The sequence below is a fragment of the Dinoroseobacter sp. PD6 genome (assembly GCF_028807315.1).
In the GTDB taxonomy this organism is placed as follows: Bacteria; Pseudomonadota; Alphaproteobacteria; order Rhodobacterales; family Rhodobacteraceae; genus Dinoroseobacter; species Dinoroseobacter shibae.
In genome coordinates this window covers 120,588-146,273 of the sequence record NZ_JARAMN010000010.1, presented here as the reverse complement: position 1 = coordinate 146,273, position 25,686 = coordinate 120,588, and the positions used below count along the sequence as shown (strand labels likewise).

Sequence of the window (25,686 nt, the reverse complement as noted above, 5' to 3'; positions counted from 1 at the left end):
GAGGACGCCTCATGGAAGAGACAGTTACGATCCTTCAACAGGTCAAGGACAACTTCACCCTGGTGTTCCTGTTCAGCGTGTTCGTCGGAGTGGTCCTCTGGGCCCTCCGGCCGGGCAGCAAGGCGACACACAAGGATGTGGCCAACATCCCATTCCGTCACGAGGATAAACCCGCCACGGACCGCCCTTCCGGCCTGCCAGAGGTCAGCGAGCGGATCGCCCAGTTCAAGGAGGCGCGGCTATGAGTAACAAACCCGACGACCACCAGAAGGAACCACCCACCACGGGACATTCGTGGGACGGGATCGAAGAATACGACAACCCGATGCCGCGCTGGTGGTTGTGGACCTTCTACGCCACCATCGTGTGGGCGATCCTCTACACCATCGCCTATCCGGCCTGGCCCCTGATCAAGGGCGCGACGCCCGGGCTTCTGGGGTATTCCACCCGGGCCGAGGTCGCCCAGGAGATTGCCCTGTTCGAGGCCGCGAATGCGGAGCTCGACACGCAGCTGGCCTCGGCGGACCTGACCACGCTGCCCGAGAACGAAGAGCTTTACAGCTACGCGGTCTCCGGCGGGGCTGCGGTGTTCCGGACCTGGTGCGCACAGTGCCACGGCTCGGGGGCTGCGGGGGCGGTCGGCTATCCCAACCTGCTGGACAATGCCTGGCTCTGGGGTGGGTCGATCGAGGATATCCGTCACACGATCGCCCACGGGATCCGGAACGAGAACGATCCGGATGCCCGCTGGTCCGAGATGACGGCGTTCGACGAGATCCTGTCGGATGAAGAGATCGCATCGGTGGTGCAGTATGTCATGAGCCTGTCGGGCACGGAAACCGATGCCACCCTGGTGGCGGCGGGCGAGCCGGTCTATCTCGACAATTGCGCGGCCTGTCACATGGAGGACGGCACCGGCGACATCTATGGCGGGGCGCCGAACCTCACGGACGCGATCTGGCTCTATGGCGGGGACGCGGCCACCATCGAGGAGACCGTGCGCTACTCCCGCTTCGGCGTGATGCCGAGCTGGATCGACCGGCTCTCCGAGGCCGATGTGGCCGCCGTGGCCACCTATGTCCACCAGTTGGGCGGCGGGGAGTAACCCCTCCGAACAAACACCCGGATCGCCCTGAGGCGGTCTGGTCCCGGCGCCGCTCCTCGACCTGTTCGCGCATATTCGAGGGGCGGTGTGCCTTTTCCGGGGAGCGCGGTCCGCCGCGGCCGGCCCCACGCGCGCACCGGGGGTCAGACGGGCCCGGCGCGCACTGTGTCGCAGCGCGGAGAGCCCTTGTTTTCCGGACCGCGCGTCACAGTGCCCGATGGACCCGCAGACTGCGCCCCGTTTGACTCAGGTCAATGTAGAGGCCCGGCAAAAAAGCCAAATGCTATACTAAGCTTTACGTTCAGGAGTCGCACTGTGTCATCCGTTGAAGAGCCGAAGTCGCTCTATGCTCCGCGCGAGCCGATCTTTCCGCGCCGGGTGAAAGGCACGTTCCGCAGTTTGAAGTGGTGGATCATGCTGGTCACGCTCGGGGTGTACTACATCACCCCGTGGATCCGCTGGGACCGGGGGCCGAACCTGCCGGACCAGGCGGTGCTGGTCGACCTGGCGAACCGCCGTTTCTATTTCTTCGTGATCGAGATCTGGCCGCACGAATTCTATTTCGTGGCCGGCTTGCTGATCATGGCCGGGCTGGGGCTGTTCCTGTTCACCTCGGCCATGGGCCGCGTCTGGTGCGGCTATGCCTGCCCGCAGACGGTCTGGACGGACCTGTTCATCGCGGTGGAGCGCTGGATCGAGGGCGATCGCAACAACCGGCTGCGCCTGCACCGCGCGCCCATGAGCGCGCGCAAGCTGCGGCTGAGGCTGACCAAGTGGACCATCTGGTTGGTCATTGCCGTGGCCACGGGCGGCGCCTGGGTGTTCTATTTCACCGATGCGCCGACCCTGCTGCGCGACCTTGTGACCTTCAGCGCGCACCCGGTGGCCTATACCACCATCGCCATCCTGACGGCGACGACCTTCGTGTTCGGCGGCTTCGCGCGGGAGCAGATCTGCATCTATGCCTGCCCTTGGCCGCGCATCCAGGCCGCGATGATGGACGAGGACACCCTCACCATCGGCTATCGCGACTGGCGCGGGGAGCCGCGCGGCAAGCATCGCAAGGCCGAGGGCGCGGAGGAAAAGGGCGACTGCATCGACTGCATGGCCTGCGTGAATGTCTGTCCCATGGGGATCGACATCCGCAACGGCCAGCAGATGGAGTGCATCACCTGCGGCCTGTGCATCGACGCCTGCGACGACATCATGGAGAAGATCGGCAAGCCCCGGGGCCTGATCGATTACCTCGCCCTGTCCGACGAAACCCTGGAGAGGTCGGGCAAGACCGGGCGGCGCCCGTGGCAGCACATCCTGCGCCCGCGCACCCTCCTCTATACCGTGCTCTGGGCCGGGGTGGGCGTCGGTCTGGTCGTCGCGCTCTTCTTGCGCTCGGATATCGAGATGACCGTCGCCCCCGTGCGCAACCCGACCTTCGTGACCCTCGCCAATGGCGACATCCGCAACACCTACGAGGTGCGCCTGCTCAACAAGCATGGCGAGGACCGGCGTTTCGACCTGACCGTCGAGGCGCAGGATCCCGCCGCCGCGGAGCTGATGCTCGACATCGAGGGGTCGGACACCAACTGGGTCATGGTCCCCGCCGACAGCACCCAGTTGTCGCGCGTCTACGTGATCGGCCCGCGCGGCTCGGACGCGGTCGAAAACCACCGCACGGAATTCCGCCTCTGGGTGGAGGACCTCTCGACGGGCGAGCGCGCCTACAAGGACACTGTATTCAACGGAAAGGGCAGCCAATGAGCAAGTCGCAGGAAAAGGAATTCACCGGGCGTCACATGCTGATGGTCATGCTGGGCGCGTTCGGGGTGATCATCACCGTCAACCTGACCATGGCCTATAACGCGATCGGCACCTTCCCCGGCCTGGAGGTCAAGAACAGCTACGTCGCCAGCCAGAATTTCGACAAGAACCGCGCCTCTCAACAGGCATTGGGCTGGACCACCGATGTGCGGCTCGACGACGGGGTGCTGCACCTGGTCTTCACCGACAGGCAGGGCCAGCCCGTGCGCGCGGAGCTGCTCAGCGTCACGCTCGGCCGGTCCACCCATGTCCGCGACGACCAGACGCCGCCCTTCCGCTGGACCGGCCGCGACTTCACCGCGCCGGTCGACCTGGACGGGGGCAACTGGAACATCCGTCTCGTGGCCCAGGCCGAGGACGGCACGCAGTTCAGGCAGCGCATGGTCTTTTACGTGAAGGGATGAGATGTCGGATCTGAGCGCGCATAGCCTCGGCCCCTCGGCCAACTCCGCCTGCCCGGCCTGCGCGGCCGCGCCGCTGGCCGAGCAGCTGAGCAAGCGCCCCGTGCGCGGGGGCATCGTGCTCAGCCTGCCGGGGATCCATTGCGCGTCCTGTATCTCGGGGGTCGAGCGCCTGCTGGACGCAACCCCCGGCGTGGTCGGGGCCCGGGTCAACCTGACCCGCAAACGGGTTCTGATCGACGCCGAGGAAGGGATCACCCCCGAAGCGCTCGCGCAGCTTCTGACCGACAAGGGGTTCGAGGCCTACGAGCTCGACCCCGGCCAACTCGGCAATGCCGAGGCCGACCGTCCGGCCCGTGACCTGCTGATGCGGCTGGCGGTGTCCGGCTTTGCCATGATGAACATCATGCTGCTGTCGGTGGCTGTCTGGTCCGGCGCCGAGGCCGCGACCCGGGACATGTTCCACTGGATCTCCGCCGCCATCGCGATCCCGACCATCGGGTTCTGCGCCCAGCCGTTCTTTTCCAATTCCTGGCGCGCGCTGAAGGCCGGGCGGCTCAACATGGATGTGCCGATCTCGCTGGCGATCCTGCTGGCGGTGGGCATGTCGCTCTACGAGACCGCCAATTCCGGCGCGCACGCCTATTTCGACGCGGCGGTCTCGCTGACCTTCTTCCTGCTCGCGGGGCGCTATCTCGATTTCCGCACCCGAGCCTCGGCCCGCTCGGCCGCGCAGGAGCTTGCCGCGCTGGAAGTGCCCCGGGCGATCAAGCTGGTGGGCGGCACCGAGGTGAAGACCGTGGTGGCCGATCTGACGGTGGGCGACCTGATCCGGGTGACGCCCGGCTCCCGCGTGCCCGCCGATGGCCTGGTCGTGGACGGGGTGTCCGAGCTGGACCGGTCGCTTCTGACCGGAGAGAGCCTGCCGGTTCACGCGGCGCCCGACACGCCGGTGTCGGCGGGCGAGATGAACCTGACCGGGGTACTGACCCTGCGGGTGACGGCGGCGGGGCAGGACAGCTCCCTGCACCGGATGGCCGAACTCGTGGCCGTGGCCGAGAACGCCCGGTCGAAATACACCTCCCTCGCGGACAAGGCGGCGGGGCTCTATGCGCCCGGCGTGCATATCCTGGCGGCGCTGACCGGGCTGGGCTGGATGCTCTATTCCATGGATCTGCGCCTGTCGCTCAACATCGCCAGTGCGGTTCTGATCATCACCTGCCCCTGCGCGCTGGGCCTCGCGGTGCCCGCGGTGGTCACGGCGGCCTCCGGGCGTCTGTTCCGGCGCGGGCTGCTGATCAAGAGCGGCACGGCGCTGGAGCGTCTGGCCGAGGTCGACGAGGTCGTGTTCGACAAGACCGGCACCCTGACCCTGGGCCAGCCGATTCTGGAGAATGCCGACCGGATCGCGGCCCGGGACCTTGCGGTTGCCCGGGCGCTCGCGCAAGGGTCCGCGCACCCGCTGGCGCGGGCGATTGCCGCCACCGACGCAGGTGGGGCCAGCGCAGAGGTCACCGAGTTGCGCGAAGTGCCCGGCTACGGGGTCGAGGGGCGTTGGCAGGATCAGCCGGTGCGCCTCGGGCGGGCCGACTGGGTCGGGGCCGCGCAGGGGGACGTGACCGCGACCTGGCTCCGGATCGGGCAGGCGGCGCCGGTGGCCTTCGAGTTCAAGGATGCCCTGCGCCCCGGCGCGGCGGAGGCCGTGGCGGCCCTGCAGGCGCGCGGGCTGAAGGTCAGCCTGCTGTCCGGGGATGCGCCCGGGGCCGTGGCGCGGGTCGCCCGGGAGCTCGGGATCACCGACTACCGCGCCGAGTGCCGCCCCGAGGAAAAGGCCGCCCATGTCACCGCCCGCGGCGAGGCCGGGCACAAGGTGCTGATGGTGGGCGACGGGCTGAACGACACCGCCGCCCTGGCCGCGGCCCATGCGTCGGTCTCGCCGGCCAGCGCGCTGGACGCCGCCCGGGTCGCGTCGGACATCGTGCTGCTGGGCCAGGACCTGTCGCCGCTGGCCGACATGCTGCAGACCGCGCGCAAGTCCACCAAGCTGATCCGCGAGAATTTCACCATTTCGACCGTCTACAATGTGGTGGCCGTGCCGCTGGCCATCGCGGGGCTCGCCACGCCCCTGATCGCGGCGCTGGCCATGTCGGTCTCATCCATCACTGTCAGTCTGAACGCATTGCGTGTACGCTGAGCCCATGGAAGTTCTCAGCTATCTCATTCCGATCTCGCTCACCCTGGGGGGGATCGGGCTTGCAGGCTTCTACTGGATGGTGAAGTCGCGGCAGTTCGACGACCCGGACGGGGATGCCAACCGCATCCTGTCGGACGAATTCGACGACCGCCCCAAGCACTGATCCGCCCACCCGACGCCCAGGCAGAAAAAAGCCCCGCCAGGACCTCGGTCCCGACGGGGCGGTACGCTCCGTGAGTGGCAGTGCGTATCAGGAAGTCGGGCTCATGGGCGCGCAGGGAATGTTCTGCGCGGTCAGGCGCTTGCAGGCCAGCTCCGCGCTTTCGGCGCTCATCCCGACGAAATTCGCATCGAACATGCCGCCCTTGCGCGCGACCTTGCGCAGCGCCTCGTCCAGCGTGCCGGTCTCCTTCAGCGCGATCTTCAGCAGAACGCGCTCGGCCTGGTAGCGGGTGGTGTAGGAGCCGATATGGATGCCCCATTGGCGCCCGCCCGAGGTCGAGATCCGCGTGACCACTTCGGGCTGCACATCCGGGTCCACATCGGCAAAACGCCGCGGCTCGGGCACGGGCAGGGGGCGCGGCATCACCGGGGCTGCGGCCCCTTGGGCGACCGGGATCTCGGCAAAGCCTGCCTCTGGCTCGGGCGCATTGGCCACCTCGGCCGATCCGTCCTCGGCGGCGAGCTGTTCGGTCGTTGTCTTGACCGCGTCGGACACCGAGGGCGCCAGCATCGCGATCAGCTCTTCGGCACTGTCCACCTGGGGGGCGACGGTTTCCGCGACCAGGGTCGCCACCGGCTGCGGCCGGGCCGCCGGACGCGGGCTCTTGGCCAGCGCCAGGTCCGTGCGGGTCGCCTGGGCAAAGGCCCGGTCATAGCGGGGCGGGGCGGGCTTGCGCACGCTGGCCACGCTCGGGGCCCGCTGGAAGCCGAGGTCGAGCAGTTCGGCCACGCGCTGGTTGCGGGTCGCCGAGGACCGTCCGCCGAACACCGTGGCGATGATCCGTTCCTGTCCGCGCTCGGCGGAGGCCACGAGGTTGAAGCCCGCGGCACGGGTATAGCCGGTCTTGATCCCGTCCGCGCCGCGATAGGCGTTCAGAAGCCGCCGGTTGGTGTTGGCCACGGTGCCCATGGTGGTGTCGGTCGAGCGGCGGGAGAACAGGTTGTAGTATTCGGGGTAGTCGTAGAACAGGTGCCGCCCCAGGGTGGTCATGTCGCGCGCCGTGGACAAATGGCCGGATTCGGTCAGGCCATGGGCGTTCTTGAAGGTCGTGCTGTTCATCCCCAGCGCCTTGGCGGTCCGGTTCATGCGCCGCGCGAACGCCGCCTCGGAGCCGGAGATCGCCTCCCCGATGGCCGTGGCCGCGTCATTGGCCGACCGCACGGCCGAGGCCCGGATCAGGTACCGCAGGGCGATTTGCTGCCCCGGTCGCAATCCCAGTTTCGAGGGCGGCTCGGCGGCGGCCTTTTTCGAGATGCGGACCTTCGTGTCCAGGCCGATCTCGCCCATCCGCACCGCCTCGAAGGCGATGTAGAGGGTCATCATCTTGGTCAGGGATGCAGGGTGCAGGCGTGTGTCGGCATTGCGCGAATGCAGCACCTCGCCGGTGCGGGCATCGATCACCATCGCCGCGTAGGGCGCGGCCTGTACGGGGTGTGCCGAGATTTGCATCCCCAGGCACACACACACAATTGCAATTATTCGGAATCCTTCCAGCCACGGACGTGCCATGTCAACTCGATCCTATTCTGCCTCTGGGCGCGCCTCGTTGGACGCACCGCGTTTATTACATGAAGGATAGCACGCAAATCTTCGTGAAGAAACGGTTTATCCTGGTCTGAATCCGGATAATTCGCGCCTTGAAACCCATATCTTGGGGCCCGCGCGCCACAAGGCGCAAGCATCTAGCGGCGCAGCCCTTCGATCAGCCCGGGCAGCCCCCCGAGATCGGGCAACTCGAAAAACCGATGGGCCCCCTTGGGCGACTCGGCCTGTTCCAGCACCCAGGTCAGGTCATGGGGCACATGCACGGCGAAGGCCCCCGCCGCCAGCGCGGGCAACACGTCGGACTTCAGCGAGTTGCCGACCATCATCGCGCCGGCCGGCCCATGGGGGGCCTTGGCAAAGGCGCGGGCATAGGTGGCGGGCGTCTTGTCGGACACGATTTCCACCGCGTCGAAGAACTCCCCCAGCCCCGATTGCGCCAGCTTGCGCTCCTGGTCCAGCAGGTCGCCCTTGGTGATGAGCACCAGCTCGAACTCCGCGGCCAGCGTCGCCACCGTCTCGCCCACATGGGGCAGCAGGTGGATCGGGTGCTGCAGCATCTCCTGCCCTGCGGCGAGCAGCTCTGCTATGACCTCGCCCGGCACCTTGTGCTCGGTCACCTCCAGCGCCGTCTCGATCATCGACAACACGAACCCCTTGATCCCGAACCCGTAATGGCCGAGGTTGCGCCGCTCGGCCGCCAGCAGCCGCTCCATCAGGTGGTCGGGCTCGGCGAACTCGGCCAGAAGCTCCGCGAATCGTTCCTGGGTAAGCTGGAAGAACTGCTCGTTCTGCCAGAGCGTGTCATCGGCATCGAAGCCGATGGTCGTGATCGGGGTGGACAATCGTGGGCCTCGGTTGGTCAAAGCGCAGCACGGGGGCGGTTTTGTTCGGCTTGAGCCCGGGTTGCTCTTTTCACACGGGCCTCTACACTTATATTGCCAGTTTGACACGCAACACCAGAGTGGCTGCGAATGACAGGAAACACCCCGATCCAGATGTCTGATGAACCCGGCACGCCCAATGACGATACCAGCGTCATCACCAAGACCAGAACCAAGACGGAGAAACCTCCGCTCTACAAGGTTCTGATCCTGAACGATGATTACACGCCCATGGAATTCGTCGTGCATGTGCTGGAGCGGTTCTTCGGCATGACCCACGGCCAGGCGGTCGAGCTGATGCTCACCGTGCACAAGAAAGGCGTGGCGGTGGTGGGGGTGTTTTCCTACGAGATCGCCGAGACCAAGGTCGCCCAGGTGATGGATTTCGCCCGCCGGCACCAGCATCCGCTGCAGTGCACGATGGAAAAGGAATAGCGCCCCGGCGCAGCCCATGACAGCACAACGATTACGGCTGGCCCTGGACGCGGGTCTTCTGAAGTGGCCAGACGGCCCGGTACTCGCCCTGCGCCCGCCGCCCGGGCTCGAAGGGCTGCCGGAGGACCGGGTCCAGATCGTCCACGGATTTCGTCCCGATGTTACCGCCTGGGAACGCCGCGGCGCCCTTGTGCAGCCGCAGGCCGACGGCGCGTTCGCGACGGCCCTCGTTTGCGTGCCCCGGGCCAAGGACCATGCCCGCGCGCTGCTGGCCGAGGCGATCGGCCGGGTCGGGCCCGGCGGGCTGATCGTTCTGGACGGGCAGAAGACCGACGGCGTCGACAGCCTGGTGAAGCTCGCGAAATCCCTGCTGACGGGGGTCGAGGTCTATGCCAAGGCCCATGGCAAACTGCTCTGGGGGCGGGTGCCGGACCCCTTGCCCGATCTGGCGCCGCTGACCCCGCCGCTGACATCGCCCGAGGGCTGGGTGACCGCGCGCGCGGGGTTTTCCGCCGGGGCGGTGGATGCGGGCTCGGCGCTGCTGGCGGCCCATCTGCCCGCGCGGTTGCAGGGCGACGTGCTCGATCTCGGGGCCGGGTGGGGGTATCTGGCCAAGGCCGCGCTTGCCTCGGGGCAGGTCACCGGCATGGATCTGGTGGAGGCCGAGTTCGACGCGCTGGAGGCCGCGCGCCGCAATGTCGACGATCCGCGCGCAAGGTTTCTTTGGGAGGACGCGGCGGTCTTCGCCCCCGGCAAACGCTATGACGCGATCCTGTGCAACCCGCCCTTCCACACCTCGCGCAAGGCCGACCCGGCGATCGGCCACATGTTTCTGCGCACGGCCGCGCGGCTCTTGAAGCCCTCCGGCGTGCTCGGGCTTGTCGCAAACCGGCATTTGCCCTATGAGCACACCCTCGCCGAATGTTTCGGCGAAGCCCAGCCCGTGACCGAGGCGCAGGGCTACAAGATCTTCCATGCGCGCAAGCCGCGCCAGACCGGCGCCGCGCGCGCCTCCTGACCCCCCTCACACCCTGCTTGGAGACGACCGATGTCCTTCTCTATTTCCGGAAAAACCGCCATCGTGACCGGGGCGGCGAACGGGGTGGGCCTCGCCATCGCGCGGCAATTCGTGGATCACGGGGCGAACGTGATGTTCGCGGATCGCGACGAGACGCGGCTGAAGGACGAGGTCGGCAAGATGGGCGAGGACAGCGGCAGCGCGCGCTACTATGCCGGGGATCTGCGGGAACGGCTGACCCAGGCCAACCTGCTCTCGGCCACGATCGACGCCTTCGACCGGGTCGATATCCTGGTGAATGCCAGTCGCCAGATGATGAGTTCGGACCCGCTCGACCCGGACCACGACAATGTCGAGGAGATGCTGGAGCAGAACCTGATGACTGCCCTGCGGCTCAGCCAGCTGGTGTCGAAACGGATGATCAAGCAGTCCGAGGACGAGGACGAGGAACAGCCCGCGGGCGCCATCGTCAACCTGTCCTCCATCGCTGCGCGCCAGACCCATGCGCAACTGCTGGGCTACTCCATCGCCTCGGCGGCCCTGGACCAGATGACGCGCTCCATGGCGGTGGCGCTGGCCGGGCACCGCATCCGGGTGAACGCCGTGGCCTTCGGCAGTGTGATGAGTGCCAGCCTCAAGGACGTTCTGAAAGACAACAAGTCCCTGCGCGGCGAGATCGTGGATTGCACACCCATGTCGCGGATCGCCAAGTCGTCTGAAGTGGCCGACGCGGTGCAATACCTCGCCTCCGCCGGGTCGGGCTTCGTCACCGGGCAGGTCATCACCATCGACGGCGGGCGCACCTTGCTCGACCCGGTCACGGAGCCTGCGCACTAGCCATGCAGGCGTCATAGTCCGTGCGCGCCCGCGCCTTCAGCCCGGGCAGCCGGGCGCGCAGGTCGGCCGCGATCCGTTCCTCCGCGGCCACATCCACCGCCACGGCCCGCCCGCGCCGGGTCTCGTATTGCGTGGTGCAGATGCTGCGCGGCGACAGGGTCGCATAGCAATCCGACACGTCCAGATCGACCCAGGTCTCGTCCACCCGGCGGTAGCCCCGCGCAGCGGCATCCTCGGCCTGCGCGATCAGCGCGTGAACCGTCGCCAGCTCCCGCGTGGCTTGCGCGAAACAGGCGTCTTCGACCGGCACCGTGCAGGCCGCGAGCAGGGGCGCGAGCAGGAAAATTCGTGCTGTCATTTCCACCTGACACCGATTTTTGAATCTGCTAGCCAAAGAGCCAGACCAAGGAGACCGAGATGACCGAAGACTTCACCGAGCGCAAAGCCCGCGCTTCTGCGTGGTTCCGCACCCTGCGGGACGAGATCGTGGCCGCTTTCGAAGCGCTGGAGGACACCCAGACCGAGGGCCCCTTCGCCGATCTTGCGCCGGGCCGGTTCGAAGTCACGGAAACGACCCGCGCCTCGGACGATGGCTCGGATGCGGGCGGCGGCCTGATGAGCGTGATGCGCGGCGGGCGCGTGTTCGAGAAGGTCGGCGTCAACATCTCCACCGTCTATGGCGCGCTGGCCCCGCGTGCCCAGGCCGCAATGGCCGCGCGCAAGGGCGTGCCGGGCATGGACACCGACCCGCGCTTCTGGGCATCGGGCATCAGCCTTGTCGCCCATATGCGCAACCCCCATGCCCCGGCGGTCCACATGAACACGCGGATGTTCTGGACCCCGCAGACCTGGTGGTTCGGCGGCGGCTCGGACCTCAACCCCTGTATCGAGAAACCCGAGGATACGGCGGATTTCCACAAGGTGTTGCAGGACTATTGCGACAAGCATGACCCGGCGCTTTACCCCAAGTATAAGGCCTGGGCGGACGAGTATTTCTTCGTGCCCCATCGCGGGCGCGCGCGCGGCGTAGGCGGCATTTTCTACGACGACCGGAATACCGGCGACTGGGAGGCGGATTTCGCCTTCACCCAGGACGTGGGCCGCGCCTTCCTGCCGGCCTTCCTGCCGGTGACCGAGCGCAATCGCAACCTGCCCTGGACCGACGCCGACAAGGAGGCGCAGCTGGTCCATCGCGGCCTCTATGCCGAGTATAACCTGGTCTATGACCGGGGCACCAAGTTCGGGCTTGAGACCGGGCATGACGCCACGGCCGTGCTCATGAGCCTGCCGCCCGAAGCGAAATGGCCATAACCGGCGACGAAGGTTTGCGCGTGGCACGATGACTCCCGGGCTCAACTCGGCCCGAGCCTCGCGGCAAAAGGCAAAGAACTGGTTAACGCCGGGGTAATCCCGGTTGGCACAAGACCCTTCCGCGCGTACCTTTGCGTCGAAACGGGAGGGAACCATGACACATCTGACAGCAGTGATCGCCGCGCTGATCCTTGGCGCGACCGCGGTCTCCGCCCAGGAGGCCGCCGATGCCGTCGCCCCCGAGGGGGCTGCGGCCACCGGGCCTTTCGCCACGGTCTCGGACGCGGCCCGGGCCGCGCTGGACGCCAAGGCGGCAGGCACGCCGACCCAAGCGCAGGACTGGATGGTCGCCGCCGCCAACCCCCATGCGGTTGAGGCCGGGGCGCGGGTTCTGGCCGCGGGCGGGACCGCCGCCGACGCCATGGTCGCGGTGCAGGCCGTTCTGGGGCTGGTGGAGCCGCAATCCTCCGGCCTCGGCGGCGGTGCGTTCCTCGTTTGGTACGATGGCGCCTCGGGCGAGATCACCACGCTCGACGGGCGCGAAACCGCGCCCCTGGCGGCCACGCCGACCCTGTTCCAGGACGAGGCGGGCGAGCCGCTTCAGTTCTTCGACGCGGTGGTCGGCGGGCTCTCGGTGGGCACGCCGGGCACGCCCGCGCTGATGGCCGAGGCCCATGCGAAATGGGGCAACCAGGACTGGGCGAGCCTGTTTTCCGAGGCGATCGACCTGGCCGAGGGCGGCTTTCCGGTCTCGCCACGCCTGGCGACGCTGGTGGCCAACGACGCCGAGCGGCTGTCGCGTTTCAAGACCACGCGCGATTACTTCCTGCCCGGCGGCACCCCGCTGGCCGAGGGCGATACCCTGACCAACCCGGCCTATGCCGACACCCTGCGCCAGATCGCGGCCCTGGGCGTGGCTCCGTTCTATACCGGCGAGATCGCCCGCGACATCGTCGCCACGGTCCGCACCGCGCCGGGCAATCCCGGCGTCCTGTCGATGACCGATCTCGGCATCTACGAGGTCAAGGAACGCCCCGCCGTCTGCGTGGTCTACCGCGCGCATGATGTCTGTGGCATGGGCCCGCCGTCCTCCGGGGCGCTGACCGTGGGGCAGATCCTCGGGATGCTCGACAGCTATGACCTGGCCGCGCTGGGCGCCGACAGCCCGGAGGCCTGGCGCCTGATCGGGGATGCCTCGCGGCTCGCCTTCGCCGACAGGGGTCGCTACATGGCCGACAGCGACTTCGTCCCCGTCCCGACCGAGGGGCTCGTCGCCCCCGCCTACCTGGCGGAGCGCGCGGCCCTGCTCGACACCGACGCGGCCCTGGCAGAGGTCGCCCCGGGCGCGCCGGAGTTCGACCATGCGCTGAACTGGGCCGATGACAAGAGTATCGAGCTGCCCTCGACCTCCCATATCTCCATCGTGGACAGCCACGGCAACGCCCTGTCCATGACCACCACCATCGAGAACGGCTTTGGCTCGCGGCTGATGGTGCGGGGGTTCCTGCTCAACAATGAGTTGACGGATTTCTCCTTCCGCACCCACAGCGACGGTGTCCCCATCGCCAACCGGCTGGAGCCGGGCAAGCGGCCGCGGTCCTCCATGGCGCCGACCATCGTGATGCAGGACGGCGCGCCGGTGCTGGTCGTGGGCTCGCCGGGCGGCAGCCGCATCATCGGCTACGTGGCCAAGACGATCATCGCCCATCTCGACTGGGGCATGGACCCGCAGGCCGCCGTGGCGCTGCCGCACCTGGTCAACCGCTTCGGCACCTATGATGTGGAAGAAGGCACAACCGCCGAGGATCTCGCCACCCCGCTCACCGAGCTGGGGTTCGAGGTCAATGCCCGGGGCCTGACCTCCGGTCTGCACGCCATCGCGGTGGGCGAGACCCTGATCGGCGGCGCCGACCCGCGCCGCGAAGGCATCGCGCTCGGCCAGTAGGCAAAGCCGCGCCACTGCCAATGCCCCGGGCGCCGCAAGGATGCGTCCGGGGCTTTTTCATGCTATGATGCTTGCATTGAAGAAGTGATTTCCAGGGTACTTTTCGTACCCGCCCAATTTATTCTGATGGAGACCGTCATGCGTATTTTTCGCATTCTGACCGTGTGTCTTGGTATTGTCTGCGCCGTCCCGGTCCAAGCCCAATCGAACCTGCAACTGCAACCGGGCCTGCAAATTCGCCCTGATCTTTTGCCGGACCGGCCGATCGCCCTGCTGTCGGCGGATCTCGACCTGATCGTCGGCTCGGGCGAATTCGTCCAGCTGCGCAAGGACCTGTCGGTCACGGCCCCGCAAGCCCTGCGGTTCGAATGGGGCGTCCGGGTCGACACCGCCGTCTCTGCCCGCTGGGAGGTGACGCGCAGCGATACCGCCGCACTGGTGGCCAGCGGCATCCTCACCCCGGTTCCCGACGAGGGCCGCACGCGCAGCTTCACCCTTGCCGCAAACACCTTCCTGTTGCCCAGCCCGCCTGCACAGAACGTGGAGTTCGAGATCCGCCTCTGGCCGCTGGACGGACAGGGGGCCAGGATCGGTGGCGGCGCCAGTCCGGTGCGGATCACCCAGCTCAGCCCGGACAACATCGCGCCGCCCACGGATTTCGGCGCGGGCGCGGTGTTTCCCACGGTCACGCTGGAACGCAAGACCGAGAGTATCGGGCAGATCCGCCTGACCCAGCTCTACAACACCCATATGGACGTCACGATCCGTGCGGAAAACGCCGGCTCCCAGCCTACCGACCCGATGTTCCTGCGCGTGCAGGACAACAGCCTGCTCTACCGTCAGCAGCAGGTGGTCGAGATCCCCGTGCTCAAGCCCGGCGATGCCACGGTCCGCGAAGTTCGGCTGCACGCGATCCTGCCCCCGGCCGAGAGCCAACTGCCCGCGCGCCAGCAGGTGCGCACATGGCGGGCGCGCCACGGGCAGATGTGCGGGGCCGAACTGCGGGTGCAGCTGGACTGGAAAGGCCCCGCCAGCCAGAGCCCGATCTCGCCCACCCGGATCACGCCACTGGTGCCGGCCGCCTGGCAGAACGTGGCCCTGATCCCGCCCAATCGCCGCGAGTGCAGCGGCGGGCAATGCACCTCCAGCTGCGCGGTGGAGAAAGAGCTGCGCAGGCTCACGAACGGGCGGGTGCAGGGTTACGGCTTCGCGCTGGGTCAGTACCCCCATTCGGGTGGCGGCGGGCTGGCGCGGCGGTCGGAGGATGGGCGTCTGCCCTTCACCGGCGAGACCAAGATCACCGTGGCCAGTGTCAGCAAATGGATCACGGCGCTCGGCACCCTCGCGGTGCTGGCCGATAACGGGATGGACATCTTCGACCAGATCGGCCCGTTCTTTCCGCCCGACTGGGACGTGGACCCGTATTTCCAGGGCCTGACCTTCGACGACCTGCTCGGCCAACGCTCGGGCATCATGGATTACGGCAATATCAAGCAGGACTTCGCCGCCCTGCGCGCCTTCATGGAGCAGCAGGTCGATCCAGGCTGGACCACCGCCTGCCAGCCCGCGAACGTGCAGAACCCGCCGAACCCGGTGAACACTGCACAGATGCCCTGCTATTCCAACTACAACACCGCGCTCATGCGCGTGCTTCTGCCGCGGGTGGCCGGGGCGGTGACCGGCATCGCGGCACCCGGGGCCTATGACACCGCCTACGAGGACTTGATCAACACTTTCGTGTTCCGGCCCGTCGGGGCCACCGGCACAGGCTGCCGCCCGCAGGGCACGGGGGATCACGCCTTCGGCTACAATCGCGGCGAGACCGGTGGCGGCATGGACTGGGGCGATGTGCGTGACGCGTGCGGAGCCGCGGGCTGGTACGTGTCGGCGGCGGACATGGCGGCGGTGCTGACCTCGGTGCTGCAACGGGACGGGCGGATCCTGCGCGAGGACATCACGCCGCCCATGGCGCAACAGATGCAGATGCGCGGCCTCGGCATCGACAATTCCAATAGCTTCTGGATGGAAAAGAACGGCGCCTGGGGCGGGTGCAACGACAATGGCTGCGGCCAGACCGGTACCTCGGCGGCGATCTTCCTGGGCGGGGCGGGCAACGGGGCAGGTCCGGCCATGGTCGGTGTGCTGTTCCTGAATTCCGACGTGGACGCCGATGGCGGACCCGGCAGCGCCCGCGCCCTTTTGCAGCGGGCCTATCAGAACGCCCTGACCCCGCAATAGGCTGAGCGCGGCTCAGGCCACCGCGCGCGGCCCGAGCTTGGCGTGCACTTCGTCGAGGTCGATCTCTCCCGTGGGCATCTTGTTCGCGGGGGTGTCGAAATCGTAGCGGAACAACTCGAAATCCTGTTTGTACATCTCCAGCATCAGGTGCATCGACAGATCGTCGAAGTAATCCTCCACCGGATGAAGCCGCTTGGGCCCGTGCCCTTCGGATTCGTTGAACCGCGGGATCCGGGGCAGGTCGACCGGATGGGGCGTCTCGATCCCTTCCAGCACGCGGCCCATCCCGTCCTGGAACCTCTCGGTGAAGAAAATCTGGTCGTAGCGCCCGCCATTGGTCACCAGGGTCGAGACATGCCCCGACATGGCCGACCAGTGGATATCCGGGTCCATCGGGCGGCGATACTGGATCGTGTCCCGGGCAAAGAGCAGAAATCGCCGGAAACTCGCGATCTGGTCGAAATCGCCCTCCACCTGGACACCATATTTCTGGGTCAGCATCGGCACCAGCTTGCCGCGGTATCGGTTGCCGTTGCGCTGTATCCCCGCGATCTTGTCGAAAAACGCCGACAGGATGCGGGTGTAGGGGTTGCGCACGCAGGTGAAGATGCGCGCCTCATGGGCGCGGATGCCCGCCTCGATCACCGGGCGGCTGTCCTCCTGGCCCCATTTGTGCAGCTTGTCCTTGCTGTCATGGATGTCGCCATCGAAAAACGCGCCATTGTCGGAGTAATACATGATCTGCCCGATGGTCGAGCAGGCGCATTTCGGCACCACCCTGTAGATCAGGGTGCCGCTTTCGGTCATCCAGGTCCCGGGAAATCCCATCTTGCCTCCGCTCTGCGCGCCACGGTTGCAGAAAACCGTGAATGTATCATTGATTTATCAAGGACTCTTGCGGTCTATGAAAGCGGAAAAACAGCGAACCCGAGGTCGCGCGCTTGGCAAGAATTGCCTTCATCCTTCTCTGTCACAAGGACCCGGACGCGGTCATCGCCCAGGCCCGGCGCCTGGTCTCGGCCGGCGACTACGTGGCGATCCATTTCGACGCGCGCGCCCCGGAGGTCGATTTCACCGCCATTCACGCGGCCTTGCAGGACGCGCCCAACGTGGTCTTCGCCAGGCGACGGATCAAATGTGGTTGGGGGGAATGGTCGCTCGTGGCCGCGACGCTGGAGGCTCTGCGTGCCGCCGTGACCACCTGGCCCGACGCCACCCATTTCTACATGGTCTCCGGCGACTGCATGCCGATCAAGACCGCGGAATATGCCCACGCCTTTCTGGACAAGCGCGACTGCGACTATATCGAGGCGGTTGATTTCTTCACCTCCGGCTGGATCCGGACGGGGATGCAGGAAGACCGGCTCTACTATCGTCACTGGTTCAACGAACGCGAGCAAAAGAGGCTCTTCTACGCCTCCCTCGGGGTGCAGCGCGCGCTCAAGCTTGCCCGCGAGGTGCCCGAGGGGATCAAGGTGCATATCGGCTCGCAATGGTGGTGCCTGCGCCGCGCCACGGTCGAAACCCTGCTGGCCTTCTGCGCCGAGCGTCCGGATGTGGTGCGCTTCTTCTCGACCACCTGGATTCCGGACGAAACCTTCTTCCAGACCCTTGTGCGTCACCTGATCCCCGAGGCGGAGATCGAAAGCCGCACGCCGACCTTCCTGATGTTCTCCGATTACGGGATGCCGGTGACCTTCTACAACGACCACTACGACCTGCTGCTGGGGCAGGATTTCCTTTTCGCCCGCAAGATTTCCGCCGAGGCGCAGGAGCTCAAGGACCGGCTCGGCGCGCTCTGGGCCGAGACCGGCCGCAGCTTCGCGATCTCGGGGGAAGGCAAGCGGCTCCATGCCTTCCTGACCGGGCAGGGCCGGGTCGGGCGGCGCTACGTCCCGCGCTTCTGGGAGGCCGAGGGCAGTCTGGGCCGGGAGCGGGAGCTGCTGCTGATCGCGTGCAAGAAATGGCACGTGGCCAAGCGAGTGCTCGCCCGCGCGCAGGAAGAGCTGGACGTTCAGGGCGTGGCTTTCGCCTTTCACGAAGAGGATTGCGTGCTGCCGGACCTGGGCGGGATCGAGAAAACCCTGCAAAAGCGCGCGCGCCATCGCCGCGCCCTGGTGCGGATGCTGTTCGACTATTACCAGACCGACCGGCTGGCGCTCTGCATCGATCCCAGTGCGATCGACCTGATGCAGGACTTCTTCACCGACCGGTCGCGGACCAAGCTGCTGGAGATCGAGTGCGGCTTTTCCGACAGCTACCTGATCGGGCATGCCCGCCGCGTGGGCCTGGCCAGCGATCACAGCCCGGACACGGTGCTGCGCGAGCTTGTGCCCACGATCCGCGCCGAGATCGCGTTCGAGCGGGAGCGGATCCGCGACGCGGGCTTCCCGGAGGTCTACCGCATGTCCGAGAGCCATTCCGCCGAAACCAACGCCGTGGCCCTTGCAGGCTTCTTCGGCGTGCCGGAGATACGGGCCGAGAGCCTTGCCCGCACCGACCATCTTTTCACCGACTGAGGACGCCCATGGCCCATACCTACGATCCCGAGAACATCTTCGCCAAGATCCTGCGCGGCGAGCTGCCGAACAAGACGGTGCTGGAGACCGCGCATACCCTGGCCTTCCACGACATCTATCCGCAGGCGCCGGTGCATGTGCTGGTGATCCCCAAGGGCCCCTATGTCAGCTATGATCATTTCGCCGCCGCGGCGACCGATGCAGAGGTGCTGGATTACACCCGCACCATCGCGAAGGTCTGCGAGATGCTGGAGGTGGGCGAGAAGGGGTTCCGGCTGATCTCGAATGCGGGCGAGCTCGGTGTGCAGGAGGTGCCGCACCTGCATGTCCATATCCTGTCGGGCCGTCCCCTGGGGCGGATGCTGAACCCGCCCGCCTGATCGGGACCAAAATCCTTGAGCAAGGATTTTGGCAAAAGTCTTGTTCAAGACTTTTGCGCCCGGGGCGGGGCGGATGCGCGAGGGGGGCGAAGATCCTTAGAAGGATCTTGGGCCCGGCTCAGCCCGGGCGCATGATCCGGTTGGCGTGGCCCATCTTGCGGCCCGCCCGGGTCTCGGCCTTGCCGTAGAGATGCAGGGCCACGTCGCGCTCCGCGGCCAGTTCCGGCACCCGGTCCATGTCCGACCCGATGAGGTTCTCCATCACCACATCCGCATGGCGCTGCCCGTCGCCGAGGGGCCAGCCCGCCACGGCGCGGATATGCTGCTCGAACTGGTCTATGACGCAGCCGGTCTGGGTCCAGTGGCCGGAATTGTGCACCCGCGGCGCGATCTCGTTCACGATCAGCCCGCCGCGGGTCACGAACAGCTCTACCCCCATCACGCCGACATAGTCGAGCGCGTTCAGGATCCGCCCCGCCAGCAGCACCGCATCCGTGCGCTGGGCATGGCTGAGGCGCGCGGGCACCGTGGTCGTGGCCAGAATGCCGTCCCGGTGCACGTTCTCGCCGGGATCGAAACAGGCCACGGCCCCGTCCTGCCCGCGCGCCGCGATCACCGACACCTCGTGGGAGAACTCCACGAACCCTTCCAGGATCGCGGGCGCCCCGGCCATGGCCGCGAGCGCCTCCGCCGCGTCGCCGGGCGCAGTCAGCCGCGCCTGGCCCTTGCCGTCATAGCCCAGTCGCCGGGTCTTGAGGATCGCGGGCGTGCCGATGGCGGCAAGGGCGGCCTCCAGCCCCGCGGCGTCGTCGACGGGCGCGAAGGGCGTGGTTTGCAGACCGAGCCCGCGCAGGAATTCCTTCTCCGTCAGCCGGTCCTGGCTCACGGCCAGGGCGCGTCGGCCGGGATGGATCGGGCGCAGCGCCTCCAGCACGTCGAGCGCGGCGGTGGGGATGTTCTCGAACTCGTAGGTGATCACGTCCACGCCCTCGGCGAACCGGCGCAGCGCGTCCAGATCGTCATAGCCGGCGGTGGTCACCGCCTCGGCCACCTGGCCCGCGGGCGGGGCGGCCCCCGGCTCGAAGATATGGCATCGAAATCCCAGCCGCGCCGCGGCCATGGACAGCATCCGCCCCAACTGCCCGCCGCCCAGGATCCCGATCACCGCCCCGGGGGCCAGCGGCTCAGTCATCGCTGGGCTCCTCGGGGATCGCCGCCGAAAGGGCCGCGCGCCAATCCTCCAGCCGGGCCGCCACCGCCTCGTCCGAGGTGGCGAGAATCGCCGCCGCCATCAGCGCCCCATTGGCCGCGCCCGCCGCGCCGATCGCCATGGTCGCCACCGGAAAGCCCTTGGGCATCTGCACGATGGAATAGAGGCTGTCGACCCCCGACAGCGCCCTGGTCTGCACCGGCACGCCGATCACCGGCACCCGGGTCTTGGAGGCCATCATCCCCGGCAGATGCGCCGCCCCCCCGGCCCCGGCGATGATCGCCTTCAGCCCGCGGCCTGCCGCGGTCTTGCCATACTCCCACAGCCGGTCCGGCGTGCGATGCGCGCTGACGATCTTCGTCTCGTAGGCGATGCCCAGCTCGTCGAGCAGGGCGGCGGCCTCGCGCATGGTGGCCCAGTCCGACTGGCTGCCCATGATGATACCGACAGGTACGGTCATATCCCTCTCCATCTTCGGGAAGCGGCACTATACCCATGCCCGCCCCATTGGCAATCGCGAGGCACGGGCGTCCGGCTCAGGCGATGATGTCGGGAAAAAGCTCGTCCTCGATCCGCGCGATCTGGTCCTTCAGGGCCAGTTTGCGCTTCTTCAGTCGCTTGAGGGTCAGCTGATCCGGGGCCGGGCGTTCGCCCAGGGCCTCGATCGCCTCATCCAGATCGCGATGCTCGCGCCGCAGCACCTCCAGCTCGTATTTGAGCACTTCTTCACGGCTCATCGCGCCGGTGCCATTCATGCCCATCACTCCCTCTCGCCCACGCTCCAAGGTCTACTGCGTTTGCAGGGCCCGGGGAAGCCCCGCCGGGCGCCTGCGTCAAACCCTTGCAGCCCGCGCCGCGCCTCCCCATATTCAGATGCAGCCCCCGGGTCGCCTTTCGGGGCCCGGGGCGCCACGTCGCTTTTCGAAGGACATAGACCATGACGAAGATGACCCTGGGCGCGCACCCCTTCCTGCTGGGCTTCGATCAACTCGAACGCCTGGTGGAGCGGACCGCCAAGACCGGCAATGACGGCTATCCGCCCTACAATATCGAACAGGCCTCCGAGAACCGCTACCGGATCACGCTCGCTCTCGCGGGTTTTCACGAAGACGACCTTTCGATCACCGTCGAGGACCGGCAACTGGTGATCCGCGGCCGTCAGCGCGATGAGACCGACGGTCGGATCTTCCTGCACCGCGGCATTGCCACCCGCCAGTTCCAGCGCAGCTTCGTGCTGGCCGATGGCGTCGATGTCAGCGGGGCTACCATGGAGAACGGCCTGCTCCATGTGGACCTCAAGCGCGACGTGCCCGAGCCGGTCGTGCAGACCATCCAGATCACCCCTTCCCGGGACCCCCAGAAGAAGGAACGTGCGAAATGACCCATGACTTCGATATCGACACCCCCGGGGCGGCCCCGATCGTCTATGTCCGCCCCGTCGATCAGAGCGAGCTGCCCGCCAATGTGCGCGCCCAGCTCGAAGATGTGTCCGAACTCTACGCCGTGCACGACGCCTCCGGCGCGCGGCTAGCGCTGGTGACGGACCGCGACGCGGCCTTCCTGCTCGCGCGCCAGAACGAGATGTCGCCGGTCCACGTCCACTGAGCGACGCTCACAGGGTGACCAGATCGCCTGCATGATCGATCAGGGTGACCCGCCGCAGGGCGGGCACCCGTGCCCGCACCGCGCCAATCTCTTCACGCCGCATCAGGCACAGCGCCGTGGAGAGCGCATCCGCCACCGCCGCGGTCTCTGCCTCCACCGATACCGTCGACCAGCGCGGCACGCGCCGCCCCAGCGGGTCCAGAATATGTGCCGTCCCGCCGAGGGACAGCGCCCGGGGGCTGGAGGTGGCAATCGCCCCATCGGTGATCTGCCGCGTGCCGACGAGCCCATGCGCCGGGTCCGACAGCCCCACGCGCCAGGGCCCGCCCGCGCCGCGGAACTCCCCGATATTGACCAGCAACCGGCCCATGCCATGGGCGGCCAGCGTCTCGGCCACACGGTCCGTGGCAAAGCCCTGTCCGACCCCGTTGAAACTGAGTGCCTGACCGGGGGCGAGCCGCACCGCCCCCGCGTCCCAGCGCACCCGCGACCAGCCCACCTGCGCCTGTGCAGTCTCGGGATCGAGGCCCCGGGCCAATGCGGACCAGAGCGGCTGGATGCTCGGGTCGAAGCGCCCTTCCGTGGCCTCGTACATCTGCCGCGACAACTCCATCAGCGCCAGGAACATCGGCTCCGGCGCCTCCAGCCGCCCGGTCGCGTTCAGCCGCGCCAGCGCTGAGGTGGGATCATAGAGGTTGAATTGCGCCTCCACCGCGCGCAGGGCGGCGCGCGCCGCGTCCAAGGCTGGCTGCGCCTTGCCCGGGGGGGCGTGCAGGGTGATCTCGCATTCCGCCCCCAGCGCCTCGCCGCGCCAACGGGTGAAGCCCGCGCCCGCCGCCGCGACCGGGCCCGCGGCCATGGCCGCCGCGCTGATGCTGAGAAACCGACGCCGATGCAGGTTCATTTCGCGGCCACCCCCTTCACACGCTGGTCCTTGCGCGCCTCCAGGATCAAAGGCACGCACATTTGCTTGCTGTCATGGATCGTCACGCAATCGAGGCATTGGAAACATTCGGAATAGGCGATCTCGCCCGTGGGCTGGATGGCGCCGTACTCGCATTTGACCCGGCACAGCTGACAGGGGGAGCCGCACTCCGCCCGCCGGGCGATCCAGTCGCGCCCGCGTAGCAGCCCGCCTAGTGCCATTACAGCCCCCAGCGGGCAGACATAGCGGCAAAACCCCTTGAACAGCACCAGGGCGAGCCCCAGCCACAGCACCGCATAGGCGACGTAATACCATTCGCGCACGAAGAAGACCGTGATCGCGGTCTTGAACGGCTCCACCTCGGCGACCGTGTCCACATGCTGCGGCGCGATCAGGACCGTGGCGACCAGCCCGGCGAGCACCACGTATTTCAGCCCCTTGAGGCGGCGGTCCCAGGCCTCTGTCGGCTCGATCCGGGGCAGGCGCAGCTTGCGTCCGACATGGTGGGCAAACTCCTGCAGCGCCCCGAACGGGCAGAGCCAGCCGCAGAACAGCCCCCGCCCCCAGAGCACGAAGCCCAGGATCGTCACCCCCCAGATGACCAGCGAGAACGGGTCATAAAGCAGGAAGGCGAAACTCGCCCCCTCCAGCGCCGTGCGCAGCACCCCCAGCACCGTGACGATGGACAGTTGCCCCTGTCCCCACCAGCCGATGAACACCGTCACGAAGGCGAGGATCCCCAGCCGGACAGGCGTGAACTGCGCCAGCCCCGCCAGCCAGTTCATCCGCGCCGCCAAGAGCGCCAGCAGCCCCGCCAGGAACACCGCCAGCACGATCAGGTCGGTCTGGCGGTTCAGCAACGCCTCCTGCCAGGGCGGCAGGGGGCCGGTGATCTCGGGCCGCAGGAAGAAGCGCGGGTCCGAGGCATAGGTGGCGGTCAGGGTCACACTGCCGATTTCGGGCTGCAGCATGCCGTGGCTGCGCACGGCCTCCACTCCCAGGGTCCATTCGCGGGTCGGATCGAAGCCCAGCCGCCGGTCCGTGCGCAGAATCATCGCCACCCCGTCCTGCAGGGCGTCGGGCAGATCCGGGTGAAGCTCCACCAGGATATCGCTGTCGCGCAGGGCCACGGGCAACCCGTCTTGCGTGACCGACAGCCAGGCAGGCGCGGTGTTGCGCACGAAATCTTCCGAGACAAGGCCGTGGCGCCCGGTCTCGATCATCAGGATCGGCTCGTCGGAGCCCGAGATTTCAAGGAAATCCTGCAACTCCGCATAGCCGTCCTCCGACAGCAGCGCGCGCGCCACGGCGGGCGGGCCGAGATCCGCGATCCACAGGTCGAGATAGGGCGCCTCGGGTTCGTCCAGCGCCGCGGGGTCGTCATCTTCCCAGATCGTGTCCGCGAACTGCGCCTGTACCTCGGCGTTGCTCACCACTGTGCGCGTCAGCAGGCCCTGATCGATCAGATCCTGAAAGCTCAGGATCTCGGCGTTGTTTGGGTCCGGATAGGCGGGCGGGCCTGTGGCCACGCCCTGCATCTTCTGTCGTGCGACCTGCAACGTCGCGGCGAGGATCGACTCGTGGGCGATCCGCACGCTCGCCGTGGCCTTGGTCACCCCGTCGAGATAGATCAACCCGCCCCCCGCATCGCCGCCCCCGTAAGGCGTGCCGACCACGAGGCTGTCGGAAATCGACCGCCCCCGGTACTGCTCGAAAAACGCATGGAACGGCGCCTCGCCGAGCCCCGAGACGAAGATCGGCTCGTTATGCTCCAGCAGCACCACGTGTTCGAACCGCCCCTCCAGATCGAGCAGCACCAGCAGGTTGATCGGCGCGCCGGAAAAGCCCGGCAGGGGCGCCATGGGTTCGGTCTCGAACACGTAGCCTGCCTGGGTGCCGCCAGCATTGAGCAACGACCACACCTCGTTCTCGCCCAGCGGCTCGCCAAGCGTGAAGGGCGGCAGGATCTGCGCGGCCATCTCCTCGCGGCTCAGGGGCTCGGCCCGCCCGGCAAGGGGCAGGAGCAGGAGCGCCACGAGGGCCAGACGCATCAGAACCGACATCATTCCGCGACCCTAGGAGCCCGCCCGGCGCGGGCGAATTGGACCAAGGTCGCAAAGCCGGATGTCTCACAAGGGTTTGACTGCGCCCGCCGAGGTGCCAGACTGCGCCCATGGACATCAAGGCCAAGACGGAGAAGACGCGCACGACCCTGATCTCGCTGGTGATGCTGGGCATCGCCTGGCAACTCGCGGCGTTGGGGCTGGCGGATTCCTCGGTCCTGCCCCCCCCGGCGGAAGTCTGGGCGATCCTGGTGGGCGAGTGGCGCTCCGGCGAGCTGGTGTTCCACATCACCCAGACCCTGAAACGGGTCGCGGCCGCGTTTTTCCTCGCCATGGGCATCGGCAGCGTGATTGGCGTGGTGCTGGGCAAGATGCCCGCGCTGGACCGATGGCTCGACCCCTGGGTGGTGTTCTTCCTGAACCTGCCCGCGCTGGTGGTGATCGTGCTGTGCTACCTGTGGATCGGGCTGAACGAGACCGCGGCGATCGTGGCGGTGGCGCTGAACAAGACCGCCATGGTGATCGTGATCATGCGCGAAGGGGTCCGCTCGCTCGACCCGGACGTGGCGGAAATGGCGCGGGTCTATCGGTTTTCGGCCTGGAAACGCCTGCGCCACGTGCTGATCCCGCAGCTCGCGCCCTTCATCTCCACCGCCGTGCGCAACGGGCTGGCGGTCATCTGGAAGATCGTGCTGGTGGTGGAATTCCTCGGCCGGTCCAACGGGGTGGGCTTCCAGATCCACCTCTATTTCCAGCTCTTCGAGACTGGCTACGTGCTGGCCTATGCCCTGAGTTTCGTGGCGGTGATGCTGGCGCTGGAATACGCGCTGGTCCAACCCTGGGAGGCGCGGGCGCGCAAGTGGCGGCGGGTGCAGACCCCGGCCTGAGTTTCCGTTGGTGCCCCCGGACACGAGGTTTTGCGCTGGCCTGCGGCCATCGCCGGGGGCCGGACCTGCGGTCCGGCCTGCCTGCGGCGCGGATATTTGAAGACTTGAGAATTGCGGGCGTCGGGGAAAGGTGGGGTGGTCTTGCG

26 protein-coding genes are annotated in these 25,686 nt (G+C 67.3%); 17 read left to right on the top strand and 9 right to left on the bottom strand.

Annotated elements, in window-relative coordinates:
• The first annotated feature begins 11 nt into the window (after positions 1-11).
• The 6 genes from PVW48_RS16345 to ccoS all read left to right on the top strand — a co-directional run bounded on the left by PVW48_RS16345 (position 12) and on the right by ccoS (position 5,681).
• Positions 12-245 carry a cbb3-type cytochrome c oxidase subunit 3 gene (locus tag PVW48_RS16345; RefSeq protein WP_012177341.1) on the top strand — a complete coding sequence of 78 codons (234 nt, stop codon included), beginning with the start codon at positions 12-14 and terminating at the stop codon, positions 243-245.
• A complete protein-coding gene (ccoP, locus tag PVW48_RS16340; protein ID WP_274582079.1) occupies positions 242-1,105 on the top strand; it encodes a cytochrome-c oxidase, cbb3-type subunit III in 864 nt (287 codons plus the stop codon). The genes PVW48_RS16345 and ccoP overlap by 4 nt, the downstream gene beginning before the upstream one ends.
• Positions 1,106-1,420: 315 nt before the next feature.
• Positions 1,421-2,863: a cytochrome c oxidase accessory protein CcoG gene (gene ccoG, locus PVW48_RS16335; RefSeq protein WP_274582078.1), complete on the top strand. Its 1,443-nt coding sequence runs from the start codon at positions 1,421-1,423 to the stop codon at positions 2,861-2,863.
• On the top strand, positions 2,860-3,327 hold the full coding sequence (locus tag PVW48_RS16330) for a FixH family protein (protein ID WP_274582077.1): 468 nt from the start codon (positions 2,860-2,862) through the stop codon (positions 3,325-3,327). Before ccoG ends, PVW48_RS16330 begins: the two co-directional genes overlap by 4 nt.
• 1 nt (position 3,328) lies before the next feature.
• Positions 3,329-5,518, top strand: coding sequence for a heavy metal translocating P-type ATPase (locus PVW48_RS16325; RefSeq protein WP_274582076.1), 2,190 nt, complete (start codon positions 3,329-3,331; stop codon positions 5,516-5,518).
• Between the two features lie 4 nt (positions 5,519-5,522).
• Positions 5,523-5,681 (top strand): cbb3-type cytochrome oxidase assembly protein CcoS, encoded by a 159-nt coding sequence (gene ccoS / locus PVW48_RS16320; protein ID WP_012177346.1) that lies wholly within the window; start codon positions 5,523-5,525, stop codon positions 5,679-5,681.
• Positions 5,682-5,768: 87 nt separating this feature from the next.
• Here ccoS and PVW48_RS16315 read toward each other — a convergent pair whose 3' ends face one another.
• Both PVW48_RS16315 and PVW48_RS16310 read right to left on the bottom strand, forming a co-directional pair.
• Complete coding sequence (locus PVW48_RS16315; protein ID WP_443112683.1) at positions 5,769-7,250, bottom strand: serine hydrolase; 1,482 nt, start codon at positions 7,248-7,250, stop codon at positions 5,769-5,771.
• Between the two features lie 173 nt (positions 7,251-7,423).
• Positions 7,424-8,128, bottom strand: a complete 705-nt coding sequence (locus PVW48_RS16310; protein ID WP_274582074.1) for an HAD family hydrolase — start codon at positions 8,126-8,128, stop codon at positions 7,424-7,426.
• A gap of 153 nt (positions 8,129-8,281) precedes the next feature.
• On the opposite strand from PVW48_RS16310, the gene clpS reads away from it, so the two are divergent.
• Genes clpS through PVW48_RS16295 form a run of 3 tightly spaced genes read left to right on the top strand, consistent with a single transcriptional unit; the run spans position 8,282 to position 10,457 of the window.
• Positions 8,282-8,602 carry an ATP-dependent Clp protease adapter ClpS gene (gene clpS, locus PVW48_RS16305; RefSeq protein WP_044028302.1) on the top strand — a complete coding sequence of 107 codons (321 nt, stop codon included), beginning with the start codon at positions 8,282-8,284 and terminating at the stop codon, positions 8,600-8,602.
• Between the two features lie 16 nt (positions 8,603-8,618).
• A complete protein-coding gene (locus PVW48_RS16300; RefSeq protein ID WP_274582073.1) occupies positions 8,619-9,620 on the top strand; it encodes a class I SAM-dependent methyltransferase in 1,002 nt (333 codons plus the stop codon).
• Positions 9,621-9,650: 30 nt separating this feature from the next.
• The gene (locus PVW48_RS16295; protein ID WP_012177350.1) at positions 9,651-10,457 is read left to right on the top strand and encodes an SDR family NAD(P)-dependent oxidoreductase; all 807 of its coding nucleotides are present in this window, start codon (positions 9,651-9,653) and stop codon (positions 10,455-10,457) included.
• Here PVW48_RS16295 and PVW48_RS16290 read toward each other — a convergent pair.
• Positions 10,438-10,815 carry a hypothetical protein gene (locus PVW48_RS16290; RefSeq protein WP_012177351.1) on the bottom strand — a complete coding sequence of 126 codons (378 nt, stop codon included), beginning with the start codon at positions 10,813-10,815 and terminating at the stop codon, positions 10,438-10,440. The genes PVW48_RS16295 and PVW48_RS16290 overlap by 20 nt on opposite strands.
• A 59-nt stretch (positions 10,816-10,874) precedes the next feature.
• Between PVW48_RS16290 and hemF the strand changes: the two genes are divergently transcribed.
• The 3 genes from hemF to PVW48_RS16275 all read left to right on the top strand — a co-directional run bounded on the left by hemF (position 10,875) and on the right by PVW48_RS16275 (position 15,951).
• The gene (gene hemF / locus PVW48_RS16285; protein WP_012177352.1) at positions 10,875-11,768 is read left to right on the top strand and encodes an oxygen-dependent coproporphyrinogen oxidase; all 894 of its coding nucleotides are present in this window, start codon (positions 10,875-10,877) and stop codon (positions 11,766-11,768) included.
• Between the two features lie 154 nt (positions 11,769-11,922).
• Positions 11,923-13,713 carry a gamma-glutamyltransferase gene (ggt, locus tag PVW48_RS16280; RefSeq protein WP_274582072.1) on the top strand — a complete coding sequence of 597 codons (1,791 nt, stop codon included), beginning with the start codon at positions 11,923-11,925 and terminating at the stop codon, positions 13,711-13,713.
• Between the two features lie 138 nt (positions 13,714-13,851).
• Complete coding sequence (locus PVW48_RS16275; RefSeq protein ID WP_274582071.1) at positions 13,852-15,951, top strand: serine hydrolase domain-containing protein; 2,100 nt, start codon at positions 13,852-13,854, stop codon at positions 15,949-15,951.
• Between the two features lie 12 nt (positions 15,952-15,963).
• Here PVW48_RS16275 and PVW48_RS16270 read toward each other — a convergent pair whose 3' ends face one another.
• Positions 15,964-16,779 (bottom strand): sulfotransferase family protein, encoded by an 816-nt coding sequence (locus PVW48_RS16270; RefSeq protein WP_012177355.1) that lies wholly within the window; start codon positions 16,777-16,779, stop codon positions 15,964-15,966.
• 113 nt (positions 16,780-16,892) lie between these two features.
• On the opposite strand from PVW48_RS16270, the gene PVW48_RS16265 reads away from it, so the two are divergent.
• Both PVW48_RS16265 and PVW48_RS16260 read left to right on the top strand, forming a co-directional pair.
• A complete protein-coding gene (locus PVW48_RS16265) occupies positions 16,893-18,470 on the top strand; it encodes a DUF5928 domain-containing protein (RefSeq protein ID WP_274582070.1) in 1,578 nt (525 codons plus the stop codon).
• Positions 18,471-18,478: 8 nt separating this feature from the next.
• Complete coding sequence (locus tag PVW48_RS16260; protein WP_274582069.1) at positions 18,479-18,850, top strand: HIT domain-containing protein; 372 nt, start codon at positions 18,479-18,481, stop codon at positions 18,848-18,850.
• Positions 18,851-18,968: 118 nt separating this feature from the next.
• On the opposite strand, the gene PVW48_RS16255 is transcribed toward PVW48_RS16260, so the two are convergent.
• The 3 genes from PVW48_RS16255 to PVW48_RS16245 all read right to left on the bottom strand — a co-directional run bounded on the left by PVW48_RS16255 (position 18,969) and on the right by PVW48_RS16245 (position 20,815).
• Positions 18,969-20,042, bottom strand: a complete 1,074-nt coding sequence (locus PVW48_RS16255; protein ID WP_274582068.1) for a 5-(carboxyamino)imidazole ribonucleotide synthase — start codon at positions 20,040-20,042, stop codon at positions 18,969-18,971.
• A complete protein-coding gene (gene purE / locus PVW48_RS16250) occupies positions 20,035-20,520 on the bottom strand; it encodes a 5-(carboxyamino)imidazole ribonucleotide mutase (RefSeq protein WP_012177359.1) in 486 nt (161 codons plus the stop codon). The genes PVW48_RS16255 and purE overlap by 8 nt, the downstream gene beginning before the upstream one ends.
• Before the next feature lie 76 nt (positions 20,521-20,596).
• On the bottom strand, positions 20,597-20,815 hold the full coding sequence (locus tag PVW48_RS16245; RefSeq protein ID WP_044028304.1) for a YdcH family protein: 219 nt from the start codon (positions 20,813-20,815) through the stop codon (positions 20,597-20,599).
• 182 nt (positions 20,816-20,997) lie between these two features.
• On the opposite strand from PVW48_RS16245, the gene PVW48_RS16240 reads away from it, so the two are divergent.
• Both PVW48_RS16240 and PVW48_RS16235 read left to right on the top strand, forming a co-directional pair.
• Positions 20,998-21,441 carry an Hsp20 family protein gene (locus PVW48_RS16240; protein WP_012177361.1) on the top strand — a complete coding sequence of 148 codons (444 nt, stop codon included), beginning with the start codon at positions 20,998-21,000 and terminating at the stop codon, positions 21,439-21,441.
• Entirely contained in the window at positions 21,438-21,665 is a 228-nt protein-coding gene (locus tag PVW48_RS16235; protein ID WP_012177362.1) for a DUF1150 family protein, read from the top strand. Before PVW48_RS16240 ends, PVW48_RS16235 begins: the two co-directional genes overlap by 4 nt.
• 7 nt (positions 21,666-21,672) lie before the next feature.
• Here PVW48_RS16235 and PVW48_RS16230 read toward each other — a convergent pair whose 3' ends face one another.
• Positions 21,673-22,569 (bottom strand): FAD:protein FMN transferase, encoded by an 897-nt coding sequence (locus tag PVW48_RS16230; RefSeq protein ID WP_274582067.1) that lies wholly within the window; start codon positions 22,567-22,569, stop codon positions 21,673-21,675.
• Positions 22,566-24,656, bottom strand: coding sequence for a 4Fe-4S binding protein (locus tag PVW48_RS16225; RefSeq protein WP_274582066.1), 2,091 nt, complete (start codon positions 24,654-24,656; stop codon positions 22,566-22,568). Before PVW48_RS16225 ends, PVW48_RS16230 begins: the two co-directional genes overlap by 4 nt.
• A 107-nt stretch (positions 24,657-24,763) precedes the next feature.
• On the opposite strand from PVW48_RS16225, the gene PVW48_RS16220 reads away from it, so the two are divergent.
• Complete coding sequence (locus tag PVW48_RS16220; RefSeq protein WP_274582065.1) at positions 24,764-25,540, top strand: ABC transporter permease; 777 nt, start codon at positions 24,764-24,766, stop codon at positions 25,538-25,540.
• Positions 25,541-25,686 lie beyond the last annotated feature (146 nt).